The 15706-nt window shown below is 58.6% G+C and carries 14 protein-coding genes; 6 read left to right on the forward strand and 8 right to left on the reverse strand.

Features of this window, described 5'->3' with window-relative positions; all coding sequences use genetic code 11:
- Nucleotides 1–69: 69 nt before the first annotated feature.
- Together IWX87_RS08710 and IWX87_RS08715 are read left to right on the forward strand one after the other, a co-directional pair.
- Nucleotides 70–837, forward strand: a complete 768-nt coding sequence (locus tag IWX87_RS08710; RefSeq protein ID WP_196863141.1) for an amino acid ABC transporter permease — start codon at nucleotides 70–72, stop codon at nucleotides 835–837.
- Entirely contained in the window at nucleotides 815–1546 is a 732-nt protein-coding gene (locus IWX87_RS08715; RefSeq protein ID WP_231374694.1) for an amino acid ABC transporter ATP-binding protein, read from the forward strand. Before IWX87_RS08710 ends, IWX87_RS08715 begins: the two co-directional genes overlap by 23 nt.
- A 103-nt stretch (nucleotides 1547–1649) precedes the next feature.
- Here the strand turns inward: IWX87_RS08715 and IWX87_RS08720 are convergent, their stop codons facing one another.
- The 5 genes from IWX87_RS08720 to IWX87_RS08740 all read right to left on the reverse strand — a co-directional run bounded on the left by IWX87_RS08720 (nucleotide 1650) and on the right by IWX87_RS08740 (nucleotide 6170).
- A complete protein-coding gene (locus tag IWX87_RS08720; protein WP_196863142.1) occupies nucleotides 1650–1862 on the reverse strand; it encodes a DUF3820 family protein in 213 nt (70 codons plus the stop codon).
- A gap of 3 nt (nucleotides 1863–1865) precedes the next feature.
- On the reverse strand, nucleotides 1866–2228 hold the full coding sequence (locus tag IWX87_RS08725; protein WP_196863143.1) for a translation initiation factor Sui1: 363 nt from the start codon (nucleotides 2226–2228) through the stop codon (nucleotides 1866–1868).
- Nucleotides 2229–2316: 88 nt separating this feature from the next.
- Entirely contained in the window at nucleotides 2317–2751 is a 435-nt protein-coding gene (locus IWX87_RS08730) for a surface-adhesin E family protein (protein WP_196863144.1), read from the reverse strand.
- Nucleotides 2752–2993: 242 nt separating this feature from the next.
- Nucleotides 2994–5459 (reverse strand): penicillin-binding protein 1A, encoded by a 2466-nt coding sequence (locus IWX87_RS08735; protein WP_196863145.1) that lies wholly within the window; start codon nucleotides 5457–5459, stop codon nucleotides 2994–2996.
- 63 nt (nucleotides 5460–5522) lie between these two features.
- Entirely contained in the window at nucleotides 5523–6170 is a 648-nt protein-coding gene (locus IWX87_RS08740; RefSeq protein WP_196863146.1) for a YidB family protein, read from the reverse strand.
- 241 nt (nucleotides 6171–6411) lie between these two features.
- Here IWX87_RS08740 and IWX87_RS08745 point away from each other — a divergent pair, with 241 nt between their 5' ends.
- Complete coding sequence (locus IWX87_RS08745; RefSeq protein ID WP_196863147.1) at nucleotides 6412–7461, forward strand: alpha/beta fold hydrolase; 1050 nt, start codon at nucleotides 6412–6414, stop codon at nucleotides 7459–7461.
- Nucleotides 7462–7673: 212 nt separating this feature from the next.
- Here IWX87_RS08745 and IWX87_RS08750 read toward each other — a convergent pair whose 3' ends face one another.
- On the reverse strand, nucleotides 7674–8909 hold the full coding sequence (locus IWX87_RS08750; protein WP_196863148.1) for an MFS transporter: 1236 nt from the start codon (nucleotides 8907–8909) through the stop codon (nucleotides 7674–7676).
- Between the two features lie 21 nt (nucleotides 8910–8930).
- Nucleotides 8931–10970: a penicillin-binding protein 1A gene (locus tag IWX87_RS08755; RefSeq protein ID WP_196863149.1), complete on the reverse strand. Its 2040-nt coding sequence runs from the start codon at nucleotides 10968–10970 to the stop codon at nucleotides 8931–8933.
- 298 nt (nucleotides 10971–11268) lie between these two features.
- Between IWX87_RS08755 and IWX87_RS08760 the strand changes: the two genes are divergently transcribed.
- Both IWX87_RS08760 and IWX87_RS08765 read left to right on the forward strand, forming a co-directional pair.
- Nucleotides 11269–11481 (forward strand): DUF3606 domain-containing protein, encoded by a 213-nt coding sequence (locus IWX87_RS08760; protein ID WP_196863150.1) that lies wholly within the window; start codon nucleotides 11269–11271, stop codon nucleotides 11479–11481.
- Between the two features lie 733 nt (nucleotides 11482–12214).
- Nucleotides 12215–13474, forward strand: coding sequence for a hypothetical protein (locus tag IWX87_RS08765; protein WP_196863151.1), 1260 nt, complete (start codon nucleotides 12215–12217; stop codon nucleotides 13472–13474).
- A gap of 167 nt (nucleotides 13475–13641) precedes the next feature.
- Here IWX87_RS08765 and IWX87_RS08770 read toward each other — a convergent pair whose 3' ends face one another.
- Nucleotides 13642–14829: a PLP-dependent aminotransferase family protein gene (locus tag IWX87_RS08770; protein ID WP_196863292.1), complete on the reverse strand. Its 1188-nt coding sequence runs from the start codon at nucleotides 14827–14829 to the stop codon at nucleotides 13642–13644.
- A gap of 223 nt (nucleotides 14830–15052) precedes the next feature.
- Here IWX87_RS08770 and nth point away from each other — a divergent pair, with 223 nt between their 5' ends.
- The gene (gene nth / locus IWX87_RS08775) at nucleotides 15053–15697 is read left to right on the forward strand and encodes an endonuclease III (protein WP_196863152.1); all 645 of its coding nucleotides are present in this window, start codon (nucleotides 15053–15055) and stop codon (nucleotides 15695–15697) included.
- Nucleotides 15698–15706 lie beyond the last annotated feature (9 nt).

The raw sequence follows: 15706 nt of genomic DNA on the forward strand, positions 1-15706 counted from the left end.
AAATGCAGAAATGGCATGGACAGCATGGCTCCAGTGCTGCGCATTCGCTGAACACTGGCCAGACTCTTCATGGAGCAAGTTCTCTGGTTCGGCTGGTTTCGCGCCGACATCATTTCCCAATATGCCGGTCTGTTCTGGCGCGGCCTGCAAATGACGATCGCCGTCACCCTGATCTGCATCGTTCAAGGCACAGCGCTGGGCCTGGCCGTTGGCTTGGCACGCGTTGCTGAAGCGCGCCATGCACCGGCCAAACAATTATGCAAATACCTGCTGCAATGGCCGGCCGCCGTATATGTCAGCTTTTTTCGAGGCACGCCATTGTTCGTGCAAATCTTGCTGATTCACTTTGCCTTGCTGCCACTGTTCATCAACCCAACGGACGGATTGCTGATTTCGGGGGAAGCGGCTCGTGATCTGAAGCAAAATTACGGTGCATTTCTGTCTGGCGTGGTGGCTCTCACACTCAATTCAGGCGCCTACATTTCAGAAATTTTCCGGGCTGGCATCCAGTCGATTGACCGCGGCCAAGTAGAGGCTTCCCGCTCGCTGGGCATGTCGTTTCCCCGGACCATGTACCACATCATCCTGCCGCAGGCTTTCCGCCGAATGCTTCCTCCGCTGGGCAACAATGCGATTTCGCTGCTCAAGGATTCGTCACTGATCTCTGCCATTGGCTTGGCTGAACTTGCCTATGCAGCGCGTACCGTGGCGGGGGCTTATTCACGCTACTGGGAACCGTATTTGACCATTTCTCTGATGTATTGGGTATTGACGCTGGGCTTGGCTTACGGCGTGAAACGACTGGAGGCGCGCTATGGACGAGGTGATTCGCGTTAAGGGGCTGACCAAGCTGTTTGGCAAGCTCGCAGTGTTGCGCGGCATAGACTGCGCCATCATGGCGACAGAGGTGGTGTGCGTGATCGGTCCGTCTGGTTCTGGCAAGAGCACGTTTCTTCGCTGCCTGAATGGTCTTGAAGATGCCTCAGGCGGCGAAGTGCTGGTGCATGGCGTGTCGGTGCATGAGCCGAAAACCAATGTCGATGCGCTGCGTTCCGAAATCGGCATGGTGTTTCAACGGTTTAACCTGTTTCCGCACAGGACCGTGCTGGAGAACATCACCCTTGCGCCGTCCAAGGTGCGAGGCCTCACGCAAGCGCAGGCGCGGGTTCGGGCCTGCGAGTTGCTTGAAAAAGTCGGACTGATCGACAAGATCAATGCCTATCCCAGCCAGTTGTCCGGCGGGCAGCAACAGCGGGTGGCGATTGCCCGGGCGTTGGCGATGCAGCCGCGCATCATGCTGTTCGACGAGCCCACGTCTGCACTGGACCCCGAGATGGTCGGCGAAGTGCTGGCCGTCATGCAGGCGCTGGCAGAAGAAGGCATGACCATGGTGGTAGTGACGCACGAGATGGGCTTTGCCCGCCAGGTGGCCGACCGGGTGGTGTTCATTGATGAAGGCGTCATCGTTGAAGAAGGAACGCCGGCTGCGATTTTTGACAACCCCCAGCAAGACCGCACACGCCGTTTCCTGAGCAAGGTATTGTGAATCCGTTATTCTATCGAGATGGTTGGTTAAAAATGGCTTTTGCGCAATATCCACGGGCATATTTAGCTATTATTAAAATAGCAAATTAGCCAGCGGTTCAAGTTCAGCGCTTACGCAGCGGATCAAGCAACGGCGAGAGTCCGTTGTGGTCGATTTCCTGCATCAAAGCCAGCAGGCGGCCAATTTCTCCCTTGGGAAAGCCTTCGCGGGCAAACCAGTTCAGGTAGTTGCCCGGAAGGTCGGCAATCGGCGTTCCCTTGTATTTTCCGAAGGGCATGACACGCGTCAGCAGCAGCGGGAGGTCGTCGGGACTCATCCGTCAGCCGCCTGTCCTTTTGGTGGTGTAGCCCTGTTTGACCAGTGCCTGCATCACCTGCTCGCAATGGTCGCCCTGCACTTCAATCACTCCGTCCTTGACGGTTCCGCCCGAGCCGCAGGCGGCCTTGAGTTGTTTGCCAAGTTGCACCAGTGCTGGCTCGTCCAGGGCCAGCCCCGTCACCAGTGTGACGGTCTTGCCACCGCGGCCCTTGGTGCTTCGGGAAACACGCGCCACACCATCGGATTTGGGCATTGCTTTTGAAAGCCGGCAGACACAGGCGGAAGCCGGCTGGCGGCAGTCGGGGCACATTCGTCCGGTGTCGGTCGAATAGACAAGGCCGGTGGCTGACAAGGATTTTTTCATGGTCTAAGGGTTGCTTGATGCACGGCGCCCATTTTCAGGCCATTTGCAGGCCATTTGCAGGCCCAAGAAAACACCAACATCAAACATTTCAGTTATTGATGATGTTCGAGGTCTGGCAGGCCGCCCGAATGATTCGCCGGTAGGGGTTAGGCTCGACCTCGCGAAAAAGCATCATGCGGGGTTCTGTCTGCGGATACACGCGTCGCAGGTAGGGTTCGCCTTTCCAGGCGGGCAGACGGTAGTAATCAATCGACAGATAGCGTGCCGTAGCTTGAGAGCAATCAAACAGAACGTCAGAAACAAAAGAGCGGTAGGGAACACCGTCCCAGTTCACACGGTCTTCTGAACGGCTTACCCGCACCCGCATGATGCGCGACTCGGGGTTGATTGAAACCGGGCTAGGGTCGACCTCGATGGTGTTAACGCTTTCGTTGGCAGCGTCTCCCATGACGTTGAACCACTCGGTCCCGGCCTGCGCCAGGGTGCAGCACCACAGGCAGCACACCATTATTAAAGTTTTCATTGTTCAGATCACCTGTTTTTCAGGAATCCCAGGTTGAATCTGGTCCTGATTGACTGTGCGAAAGGCAGGCAGCAGATCGGTTTCAATCCATTCGCAAATGGAACAATCATCCATCGCGTCATGTCAGCTCATCCGCAATTGGGTTAACCCGCAAGCAAATTTCAGATGAAACAAATGATGGTCGACTGCATGCAAGCACCGGCAGGGTAAAACTACCCTGCCCTCTACCTGTAAAGGTAATATTAACCAGAAGCCCCTTGCACCGTTTGCGGTGCAAGTTCAAAAGGGTGCAACTGCCGTTTTTCAAGCGGCAACAACTCATTCGCTCTGGGCATGCCTTGCCTTTCCTGCGCCTGACGGTCTTGCGGGGGAGGTGGAACCGTGGGGAAGCGCGCCATGGACTGGGGCGGCAAGCTTTCCGGCGTTATCGCGCCGGACTCGTCCCGGTAAAGCCGATAAGGCCGATAAGGCTGATAAGACCGGTCGTCCCTGTAAACCGGATCTGGCTGCTCGGCACCTTCGAGCGGCGGATCGCCGTTTTGACCGCCACCTTCCTCGGCCTGCAGGGTTGGCGACGCTTCTGATCCGTCCGGAGTGTTTCCCGGTTTGGCAAAACCGGCGGATTTTGGCGCGTCAAACTGCAGCGCTGTGTCAAGCACTTTGGCGCGCAAAGCCTGCTGGAAGAATTCGCCCACCATGGGCAGCGCACTCCGGGCGCCCGGCCCCCAGCCATTGCCCATGGTGATGCGGTTGTCGTTAAAGCCAACCCAGGCGCCGGCCACCAGTTGGGGATGCATCAGGATGAACCAGCCGTCGGTGTTGTCCTGCGTCGTTCCGGTCTTTCCCGCCACGTCGGCCTGAATGCCGAACTGGCGGCGGATACCGGAGCCGGTGCCTTGGTCAATCACGCCGCGCAGGGTGTCGAGCAGTGTTTGCGCCACTTCGGCGGGCAGCGCCATCTCGGGCGTGCGGGGCGCAAAGGCTTCGAGCACCTTGCCGTGGCGGTCTTCAATTTGCGTGACCAATACCGGCTCGATGAAGTTGCCGTCATTGGCTATCGTGCCGTAGGCAGTCACCATTTCCTTCAACGTCACCGGGCTGGTTCCCAGCGCCAGCGACATCACCTCCTCCAGCCGGCTGTCACGAACGCCCATGGAGCGGGCCAGTGCAGCGACATGGGCCGGTCCGACCTGCTGCATGACCTGGGCGGTAATGGTGTTCCTGGAATACATCAGCCCCTGGCGCAGGCTCATGCTGGCGCCACTCGGGCCGCCGCCATCGCTGGGCCGCCAGAAGGCGCCGTTGCCCAGCGGAATTTCGACAGCGCGGTCAAGGAACGTATCGCCCGGCTTGGCGCCGTCCTCGAAAGCAGCACCGTACACAAAAGGCTTGAAGGTCGAACCGGGCTGGCGACGCGCCTGCTGCACATGGTCAAACTGGTCCTTTGCAAAATCCCGGCTGCCGACCCAGGCCCGTACCTGCCCGTTGCGCGGGTCAAGCGCGATGAACCCGGCCTGCAGGCGCGTCTTGTCGCCGTGCAGCTGGCGCATGAAAGCGGCGTCAGCCAGCAATTGCGACATCGCCAGCGCCGGCGTCTGGCCGGAATCCAGCGCGGCCTTGTAGTCGGGTGTGGCGCGCACAAAAGACTGCACCAGGTTTTTCCGCGCCTTCCAGCCAGCGTTCATGCCCCACGCCGCGCTGGCCTGGCGCTGCAAGCTGTCGGCCTGATGCGTCACGGCCTGGTTGGCCATGACCTGCAGGCGTGAATCGATGGTGGTGCGCACCACCAGTCCATCGGCATAAATGTTGTAGCTGTTGCGGTCGGCCCATTCGATCAACCAGCGCTTGAGCTGCTGGGCCAGGTGGGGCGCCGCACCCAGGGTTTCAGTCTGCCGCTCGAAATCAATCTTGAGCGGCTTTTTTTGCAAGCCGGCCAGGCTGGCTTCTGGCAGCGTGCCGTTTTTAACCATCTGCGCGAGCACGATGTTGCGGCGCTGCAGCGAACGTTCGGGATTTTGCACCGGGTTGTAATAACTGGTGCCTTTGAGCATGCCGACCAGCGTGGCGCTTTCCAGCACGTCAAGCTGGCCGGCGGACTTGTCGAAGTAGGTGCGCGCGGCCATCTCGATGCCGAGCGAGTTGTAGAGAAATGGAACGGTGTTGAGATAGGTTTCCAGTATCTCGTCCTTGGTATAGACCGACTCGATCTTCAGCGCAGTGACGGCCTCACGGACCTTTCGGCTCAGGCTGGCCGCACGGCCGATTTCATCGGGGTACAGGTTGCGCGCCAGCTGCTGCGTGATGGTCGAGCCGCCCTGCAAGTCGCCCTTGACGGTCTGAAACAGCGCCGAAGCCGTACGCTTCAGGTCCATGCCGTGGTGCTGGTAAAACCGCCGGTCCTCAGTGGCAATCAGCGCATCAATGACCTTGGGCGAAATCTCGGCCAGACTGACCCATTCACGGTTTGCCCGTTTGAACACGGCCAGTTCGCGGCCGTCGGACGTCATCAACACCGACGCCTTTTCGGCCTTTTCCTTGCGCAGGTCGGAAATACTGGGCGTGAATGGTATCTGGACCAGTGCATAAAGCAGCAGCACCAGTACCGGTACTGCCACGACGCTCCAAGCCACATCGCGCCGGGTAAGACGACGCAAGCTGCCGGGAAGCGAAGCGGCCAATTGCTTGAAGCGGGGCAGAAGCGTTTTCATGGCCGCGATTCTAGGGTGGCGCCAACCCTCACACTTTTTCGTGTTGCCCCCGTTCCCAACGTATTAGCGGCGCTGCGCAGTGTTCATGAGTTGTTCCAGCATCGATGTTCCACGGTTGAGCACTTGGTCGCCATCCTCCGGCACGCGGCCCTGTGGTGTCAGCTGGTTCATCATTTCAGGCAGGATTTGCGCCATGCCCGAAGAGACATCTTCCTGGCTGACGCCCAGTTGCTGCGACAAACGTGACAACTCTTCGGTTCCAACGACGTCACTGACCGCCTGCGGGTGCAATTCCTCGTTTGTACCGCTGGAAACCCAGGAGGCGGCCTGCTGGCTGTAACCCTTGTTCTGGAAACGTTCCAGTACCCCACCAATGCCTCCATTGCGTTGCACCCATTGCATGGCCAGCGGCAGCAGCAGCAGCATTAGCGCACTGCCCTTGTTTCCCATGCCTGAGCCGCCTTGGCCTAAACCGGCCATGCCGCCCAAGTCGGCAGGCCGGTTTGCGCCCTGTCCGGCGCCGCCGCCTATCAAACCGCCAAGCAAGTCGCCCAGGCCACCAGAACTGCCACTGGCCTGCCCTGTACCACCGCCACCCATTAGCCCGCCCAACAGGTCCCCGAGTCCGCCGCCGCCTGTCGGGCTTTGATGGCCGGACTGGGCATTGCCCAGCACGCTGCCCAGAATCTGGCCCAGAAAATCATTTGCCATTGTTCACTCCTGTTTGTTTGTCGAAAACAGAACGTTAAACCCGCGCCGAGCGCACGGGCGTAGGCAAAGGCCGCATGGCATGCATGCTGTATGCTTTTTACAGCTGCTTGCGGAATGTGATGCGTAGGTAACAAAACACATTGTCACGCGGGTAAACACCAATCCCCGTTAGGCTTTATTTTTTGGGTTTGCGTTTGCGGCAACCCTTATTTTTATATCTTTAAACATCCGGAAAGTTTTCATGAACCGTTTCAGTTCAAGCAAGAAATCCGTGGCCTTGTCCCCTTCGATCGCTGTTGCCCTTGCCACTGTCGTGGGCGCGGCCGCCACCGCTGCCTGGGTGGCAGCGCGCGCGCGCCAGGCCGAGCGAAACAACGCGCCCGCTGGCGACATCATCGACATTGACGGCGTCGACCTGCACTATGTCGAGCGCGGTGAGGGCCTGCCGGTCGTGCTGATCCATGGCAATGCCGTGACGCATGCAGACTTCATTGCCAGTGGGCTGATGGATCGGCTGGCACGCACCCACCGTGTGATTGCTTTTGACCGGCCCGGTTTCGGCCACAGCAGCCGTCCGCGTGACCGGCTCTGGACGCCATCGGCGCAAGCCGATCTGCTCATGGCCGCGTTTGAACGCCTGGGCATCGAGCAGCCAGTGGTGGTTGGCCATTCGATGGGCACCATGGTAGCCATGGCCATGGCACTGGACCATCCGGACAACGTGCGCAGCCTGGTGCTGGCGGGCGGCTATTTCTATCCCGGCTTTCGCGTTGATGCACTGCTGACAGCGCCGGTGGCCCTGCCTGTGGTGGGCGATGTGATGCGCTATACCGTCACGGCGATTTCAGCGCGCCTCATGCTCAAGAAAATGGCCCGAAGCATGTTTGCGCCCCGGCATGTGCCCAACAATTTCTTCCCGACCCTTTCGCGCGAGATGATGCTGCGGCCGGTGCAGTTGCGTGCCAATGCAGAAGATGCGGCTTTCATGGTGCCTGCGGCCGATGCGATGTCAAAGCTCTACGGCAATCTCACCGTGCCAGTCACGCTGATTGCCGGAGAAGAAGACGTGATCGTTGACCCGCAAAGCCAGTCCGTCCGGCTGCACGATGAATTGCCGCAAAGCGAGCTGTTTCTGGTGCCCGGCGTCGGCCATATGGTGCATTACGCAGCGCTGGACAGGGTGGCGAATGCCATTGGCGCGCCGCAGCACGCGGTGCCGCTGGACCACTTCACCAGCATGACGAAAGACGACCTGACGCTCGGTAAACAGCCCGAAACGAGCCAGTCGTAAAAATTCAAGCTATTAAATTAATAGCTTGAAATGTATGCAGGGCTTGCGCAAATGGCATTTTTCATGTTGAATTTCAGGTTTTTTAATTAAGACAGCTCCGCGCTGGCCTGCCTGGCGTTTGCAGATGAGTCAGCGGTCAGGCGCAAAGCCGGAGTCAGGTTTTTCACGGCCAAGGCGAAGCGAAGATGCGCCGAGTTGACCCGGAAATACTGTCAGTCTTTCATCATCCGCTCGCGCCGCCGCAGCACCCAGGCAAAGTACACGCCTTCCAGCGCCATCACCGCACCGCCCGCGGCAATTACCGCACTGGTCCCGACACGGTCAATCAAGCTGGCGGCCAGCACCACACCAATCGACTGGCCCAAAAACAGGGACGAGGAAAACAGCGACACCGCCGTGCCGCGCGCATGCGGCGCCATTTGCGTGGCGTTGGTCTGCATGGTGTTGTGGAACATGAAAAACCCGAAGCCCGCCAGCAGGCTGGCCGGAAGGGCCGGCCCCCAATGCGGCGTGTACGCCAGCACCAGCGCACACACGCCCACGATGGCGCCGCCGAACAGCACCAGTCCCTGCTGGCCGAAGCGGCGTATCAGGTGTCGGCCGACCGCCATGTAGAGCATGCCGCCCAGGCCAAACAGCGCCACGATGGCACCGGCCAGCGACAACGACAGCCCCAGCGAGCGGTGCAGGTGCGAAGCCCAGATCGCCAGCACGCCAAAGCCTGCAGCGCCCTCGACCAGCGCCATCAGCAAGATGATGCGCGACCAGGAGCCGGTCAGGATCAGCAGGGCCTGCGTGACGAAACCAGGACGGACCGCTGTTGCACCCACGGGCGCCTCGACCTTGGCAGCCGGCGTGCGTTGCTGGCGCAGGTTCAGCCAAAGCAGCGAACCCACCACGCCGAACAGCACCGTCATGAACACAAAAGCCCAGCGCCAGCCCAGCGCATCGGTCAGCAGGCCGCCCACCAGCTGGCCACCGACAATCCCCAGGGTGCTGCCCAGCCCGGTGCGCGTCAGCATTTCCTGGAGCTGGTCTGACGGCACCGAGTCGCCGACCCAGGCCATGGACAGCGGAATCAGCGCGGCAGCCCCCAGCGCCATCAGCAGGCGTGCAAACACCAGCATGTCCAGCGTTCCGGCGGCCACCGCCAGCGCACTGCCGATGCTGCACGCCAGCGTGGCAAAGGTGATGACGCGGAATTTGCCGACGCGGTCGCCCAGCGGGCCATAAAAAAGCTGCGCGGCGCCGTAAGCGATGGCAAACACCGACACCACCTGCGCCGCCTGCGCCAGCCCGACCGAGAACACGCGTGACAGCTCAGGCAGCATGGCGTCACAAATGCGCTGCGCCGCCATGCTCGCGAAGCAGGCAAACGACAGCAGCAAGATGGAACGGCGCGTGGCCGGGCTGATGGCCGAAGCCGTCGTTGAAGCACTTGATGACATGGTCGGAACTTGCTCTGGCGGTTATTGGAGCTGCTTCAAAATCTTGCCAAACAGGCCATTCACAATGTCCGCCAGCGAATCATTGCGCTGCTGCGGCGGCGCCTGCGGTGGTGGCGGCCGCCGGCGCGGTATGTCGAACTCGGCGTTCTGGTCCAGCCAGCGGTTGCGAAATGCACCCTGGAAGACTTCGCCAACCATGGGCAATGCACTGCGTGCGCCCTGACCCCAGTTGCCCATCGTCGCACTGTTATCGTTAAAGCCGACCCGGGCGCCGGCCACCAGTTGCGGATTCATCATGATGAACCAGCCGTCAGTGTTGTCTTGCGTGGTGCCGGTCTTGCCGGCCACATCGGCCTGGATGCCGTAGCGCTGGCGAATTGCGCTGCCGGTGCCACGGTCGATCACGCCGCGCATCACGTCCACCAGCGTCAGGGAATCAGCACGCGGCATGGCCGGCGCCGATTCCCTGACGGGCACAAAGGTTTCGAGAATCTTGCCCTGGTGGTCTTCGACACTGGCCACCAGCACCGGCTGCATGTAGTGGCCGCCGTTGGCGATGCTGCCATAAGCCGCGACCATTTCCAGCAGAGTGACCGGGCTGGTGCCCAGCGCGAGCGAAGGCACCAGGTCGAGCTTGCTCTGGCGCACGCCCAGCGCCTGCGCCAGCTGGCCGACGCTGGCAGGGCCTATTTTCTGCATTAGCTGGGCGGTGATGGTGTTCCTGGAATACACGAGGCCGTCGCGCAGCGTGGTGGGCTGGCCGGTGGGCGGCGTGGCATCGCTGGGCGTCCACACGCCGCCACCGCCCGTGTCAATGGCCACAGGCTGGTCGATCAAGGCATATGACGGGCTCAGTCCCTGCATGAAGGCCGCGCCATAGACAAATGGCTTGAAGGTCGAGCCAGGCTGGCGCCGCGCCTGGCTGACATGGTCGAACTGCTCTTGCGCAAAATCCCGGCTGCCGACCCAGGCCCGCACCGCGCCGCTGCGCGGATCCAGCGCCAGAAAGCCGGCCTGCAGCATGGCGCGCTCGGCGCCGGCCTTGCGCTGGCCGTCCGCCAGCTTTTGCAGTTGCGCCAGCTGCCGCGCCACCGCCTGGTTGGCCAGCTTCTGGATATTGGCGTCTAGCGTGGTGCGCACCTTGAGCCCGTCGGAATAAATGTCATAACCCTTGCTGTCGGCCCACGAAATCAGCCATTTGCGCAGGTGCTGGGCGACGTGGGGGGCGATGCCCAGGGGCTCGACCTGGCGTTCGAAATCCAGCCGCAGAGGCAACTTTTCCAGCCCGTCGAGCCGGGCCGCATCAAGCTTGCCATGCTTGACCATCTGGCCCAACACCAGATTACGGCGCGCTTTGGCACGTTCGGGATTAAGCACCGGGTTGTAGTAGCTGGTGCCCTTGAGCATGCCGATCAGCGTGGCGCTTTCCAGCACATCGAGCTTGTCGGCCGACTTGTCGAAATAGGTACGCGCCGCCATCTCGATGCCAAAGGCGTTGTAAAGAAAGGGCACGGTGTTGAGGTAGGTTTCCAGGATTTCGTCCTTGGAATACACCATTTCGATCTTCAGCGCAGTGATTGCCTCCTTGATCTTGCGGGTGATGGTGGCGGCCCGGCCAATTTCCTCGGGGTACAGGTTGCGCGCCAGTTGCTGCGTGATGGTCGAGCCGCCCTGCAGCTCCCCCGACAGCGTGCTGAGCAGCGCACCGGCAGTGCGCCGCAGGTCGATGCCGTGGTGTTCGTAGAAGCGGTGGTCTTCGGTGCTGATCAAGGCATTGACGACATGCGGCGATATCTTGTCCAGCGTGACCCAGCGCCGGTTGCTGCGCCTGTATTCGGCCAGCACCGTGCCGTTGGACGCTAGCAGCACCGAAGGCGTTTCGGACTTGGCCTTGCGCAGGTCGCCGATGCCCGGCGTGTAGGGAATCAGCACCAGCACGTAAAACAGCAGCAGCGCCGGAAGCACCAGGGCGGCCCGGACGGGGTATTGCTTGATCAGGCTGACAAGGCGGTGGAATTGCACGCGGGCAAAGGCGGCGGCGCGCTGAATGATGGGGGACATGGGGGCAGAGTTTAAAGCGGTGCATTGCGCAAGGCTTCAAGTTGCAAGCGCGACGTCTGGCTTCGCACTTGACGCTGCCTAGAAAAAAGCATTTCTAGTCTTAAAGCATAAAAAAATTTTTTCGTTTGATGGGTATGCACTTCAAGCTACGTATTCGATAGCAAATTCAATTTGTATGGCGCAACTTGCTTGCACCACCCATCGCCAAAGGTTGCATATGGGCTGCGGTTTTGGCCTACAGGGTCGCTGCTGCCAAAGCCTTAGTGTTGATCAGTCAGCCACTCTTCAGGAAAACGATATGACAACCCAACCCGGCGTTCAACCCGACCGCATTGATACAAACAACCCAGTTGCATGCGCGAAGTGGGCAAAAAAACTCGATGTTACAGAGGCGCAATTGCACGAAGCGGTGAAAGCCGTGGGTGATGTGGCCTCCGATGTGGAAATGCACCTCAAGGGGAGCCATAGCACCACGAATTCAGACCGCATGGAAGAGCTTGGAGATAGTTGAGTCAAACAAACCAGTTCGCACGAAGGGGCCGCCCGCTTCAGAAAAGTGTTTGATCAATATTTTTGCCATCCACGGAACATGCAATGCTTGCGCAGACACCTATCACTGTGAAGCCATATTGAAGAACTGACAGGTAACAGGCATTGCCACATTTACTTGTTGATGAAACGGGCTAAAAACCTTCACCAGTGCAAACGCAGGAGTGATTGCATTGTGATAAATCGCAATCCGGTCATCGGCCAAGATAAATAATACTGCCGCAATTAAGTGCCGCTGAATTTATGGTTAAAGTAATAACCCGATTTCTATACCAATTGGTTATTTGCCCTGAATTTCACCTGTCTATTGCGACCAATGGTATTGCTTTTTCGTTCTCGCATTCAAGCGCCGGCGAGGTCATGCATTGCACCGTATGTATCAAAATAAAAACCATTACAAGACCATCCGTAAGGGGATAAACCTAAGCTTCCAGCACAAATTAAAATAATATGATCTGTTAATTTTTTGCTAAAAATGCCAAATTTATTAATAAACTTTTCGTAACAAACAAATCAGGAATGAATTTGTTGATCTTATTAATATATTCAGATTAATATTCGAAGAATTTAGTTACTATTGTTTCAATAAATTCTACCCATATCAATTTGATTGCTCGCTCTACAATAAAATTTTTTAGTAATCTGTCGAGATTGAAATTTTTTATAATACTGCCCAACATTTTGATAAGTGATCAATGAATACAAAATTTAAATCCAGAATAAACCAACTCAGTTTTACTGTTTTGTGCCTTTCTATTCTGTCGGCATGTGGTGGCGGGGATAACAATGGCGCGCAGACGGTTTCAACGCCTGCACAACCATCGGGCCCTACTCTGGCCGCTGTAGTCACTCTCGATGATGGCGCCAGCATAGGCACCGCAACTTTTCCAAAAGGTGCCACGCCAACAGGTGGGCTAGGTCAAATTGTTTCGGGACTCAATTGCGAAAAACCTGTCAGGTCTTCTCCGGCTTACGGGTTCACCCATTTAAACCTGATAGTGGACGGTCAAAAAATCGCTATCCCGGAAGACATCGGCCAAATTGTCGCGGGCAGCAGCGGCATTGCCGAACCGGCAACCAGAGCAGTCGGTTGCAACTACCCGCTCACAACCACTGACACCAGCGGAAAGATACGTACAAAACCCGGCAGCGCAACACCCTATACGCTGGGTCAGTTTTTTGCAGTGTGGGGGCAACCTCTCACCACGACGAATGTGGCAGGTTATGCCGGCAAGCCGGTCAAAGTCTTCATCCGGGACAACAGGACCTTGACGGAATATACGGGAGCGCTGGACGCATTGCCACTGATTGAAAACCGTGAAATCACGATCCAGATCGGCTCGTCATTGACAGAAATTCCAACCTACGAGTGGAAAAATCCGCCTGCACTGTCGACCACTGCGCTGAACGTCGTTCGGGGAGAATTCAGAGCCGCGCAGGTCGGCCAGGGCGGTCTGGAAGACAACCGGACCAACGGTCGCGGCGGACAAGGGCAGCCAGTGGACGGACTGTCTTGCTATGGACCTCGCAACCAGTCCACTCTTCAATATATCTATCACGCGCACACCCATCTGGCGATTTACAAAGACGGGGTTCGACTGGCCATTCCACAGCTTATCGGTGTTGTTGGCGACGACGCAGATTTCAACACGACCTGCTTTTATCCGCTGCACACCCACGATGCCACCGGCATACTCCATGTTGAACCGCTAAATTATGACAAGGTGACGCTGGGACAGTTTTTCAATGTATGGGGTCAGCCGCTCACCCGTACGAATGTGGCCGGTCAGCTCAACACACCAGTCGTGATTTATGTCCGGGATGGCGGCAACCTGCGTATTTACCAGGGCGACCCAGCGGCTATCGAACTGAAGTCGTACAGGTCGATCGTCATCCAACTGGGCGCCCCGCTGGCTGAGGTTCCTTTATTCCAACTGTCGGATGAAGCCAACTGAACCCAGGGCCACACACGAGGCAGCCTTCACGGATGGACACCTGGACATCCGTGAAGGCGCCTGAGCAAGTAACCGGATTTTCCATTTGCCAGCCAGTGCCTGGACGCAAATAGCCGAACACCTCAGAGCCTGAAAATCTTCGAGTGAAGCAGGGAAACTGAATGGGCTTAGATGGCCCGCCCCAGCCGCGCCATGCCCTCTTCTATTTTCGATACGTCGGCTGTCGCAAAACTGAGCCTGAAAGTCGCCATATCGGGACTTGCCGCGTAAAACGGCGCTCCCGGCACGAAGGCCACGCCTTGCGCGATCGCCTTCCTGGCGAACTCAGCCGCGTCCTTTATTTTTCCGCCCTCGCCGGTCAAGCGGGCCCAAAAGAACAGACCGCCCTGCGGCTGGTCGAATGCTGCCGCGCTGCCCAGTTCACGTCTCAGGGCGGCGCCCATGGCGGCCGCGCGCTCGCCATAGACCTTTCGCACATTTGCCAGCGTCGCCGGCATGCGATCCGCCTTCAGGTATTGCGCAGCAGTGGCCTGCGCAAACGTGCTGGTGTGGGCGTCGCTGAACTGTTTGCACATGACGGCATTGGCCAGCAGCGCAGGTGGGGCAATCATCCAGCCAATGCGCAAGCCGGGTGACAACACCTTGCTGAGCGAGCCGCAATACGCCAGCAATTCACGGCAGCCGGGCACACTGTCGCTCAGGGCCAGCAAAGACGGCGGCGGCGCTTCGCCAAAGTAGAGGTCGCCGTAGGGGTCATCTTCCACGATCAGCGTCTGGTGCTTCACGGCCATTTCCAGCACTTGCCTGCGACGCTCAAGGCTAAGCAGTGCTCCACTCGGGTTGCCAAAGGTTGGAATCAGGTACACAAATTTCGGCTGGTGCTTGGCAATCAGTTGCTCAAGTTCGTCGGGTTTCACGCCGTGCGCGTCGGTCGGTGCGCTGATGACCTGCGCGCCATACAGGCGAAAGCACTGGATGGTCGCCAGAAACGTCGGGCCTTCGACGATGACGGTGTCGCCGGGTGAAATCATGGTTTTGCCAAGCAGGTCCAGCGCCTGCTGGCTGCCGGTGGTCACGATCAGCTCTTGCGGCGCAACCGTGGCGCCCTTGCTGGCCATGAAGGTGCTCAGTTGCTCGCGCAGCGGCTGGTAGCCTTCGGTGGCGCCATATTGCAATGCAGCGCCAGGCTCTTCGTTCAACGCTTTGCAGCTGGCGTCCTTGATGCCTTCAATGTCAAACATCGCCGGGTCCGGAAAACCGCCGGCAAAGCTGATGATGCCGGGCTTGCCGAGCAGTTTGAAAAGCTCGCGAATGGCAGAGGTTTCGACGTTGTTCAGGCGTTCGGCAAATTGCAATGGCATGGTTCGGTCTTTGGGTGGAAATGGCTGTGAAGGCTTGGGAAAGGCGCTGAAATTGACGTGCTTCCAAAGCGCTGGCATGCATGGTACTGCGCTCACGGCTTTTTAAAAACCTGCCATCAGCCAATACCGGACTGAAAGCCCGTTTTAGATTCAACACAAAACCACCTTTAAAGCGCATTCAGACAATTAACCGTCTGATCGTCCTACACTTTGCCCCATGAAAACCAGAGACATTGAACCGTTCTTTGCCACGCTGAAAGCCGCCAATCCGATGCCGGTGACAGAGCTTGAATACACCAGCGTGTTTGAACTGCTCGCCGCCGTGCTGCTGTCGGCGCAGGCGACGGATGTGAGTGTGAACAAGGCCACGCGCCGGTTGTTTTCAGTTGCCAACACGCCGCAAGCCGTGCTGGACCTGGGGCTGGAAAGGCTGGAGGGCCACATCAAGAGCATTGGCCTGTACCGCACCAAGGCCAAAAACCTGCTGGCGACCTGCGGCCTGTTGGTTGGGCAGCACGGCGGCAAGGTGCCGCGCAGCCGCGAAGCACTGCAGGCCCTGCCCGGCGTGGGCCGAAAAACCGCCAATGTGGTGCTGAATTCGGCGTTTGGCGAAGCTGTGATGGCGGTGGACACGCATATCTTTCGCGTCAGCAATCGCACCGGACTGGCGCCGGGCAAGACCCCGCTGGAAGTCGAGCTCAAACTGCTCAGGCGAATACCCCCTGGCTACCTGGTCGATGCGCACCATTGGATGATTCTGCATGGCCGTTATGTCTGCATTGCCCGCAAGCCGCTGTGCTGGCAATGCGCGGTGGCGCCATGGTGCGATTTCAAGCCCAAAACCGCCGCCCCGCCAGTCTGAGGTTGGCAG

Source organism: Polaromonas sp. CG_9.7, assembly GCF_015752205.1.
GTDB lineage: Bacteria > Pseudomonadota > Gammaproteobacteria > Burkholderiales > Burkholderiaceae_C > Polaromonas.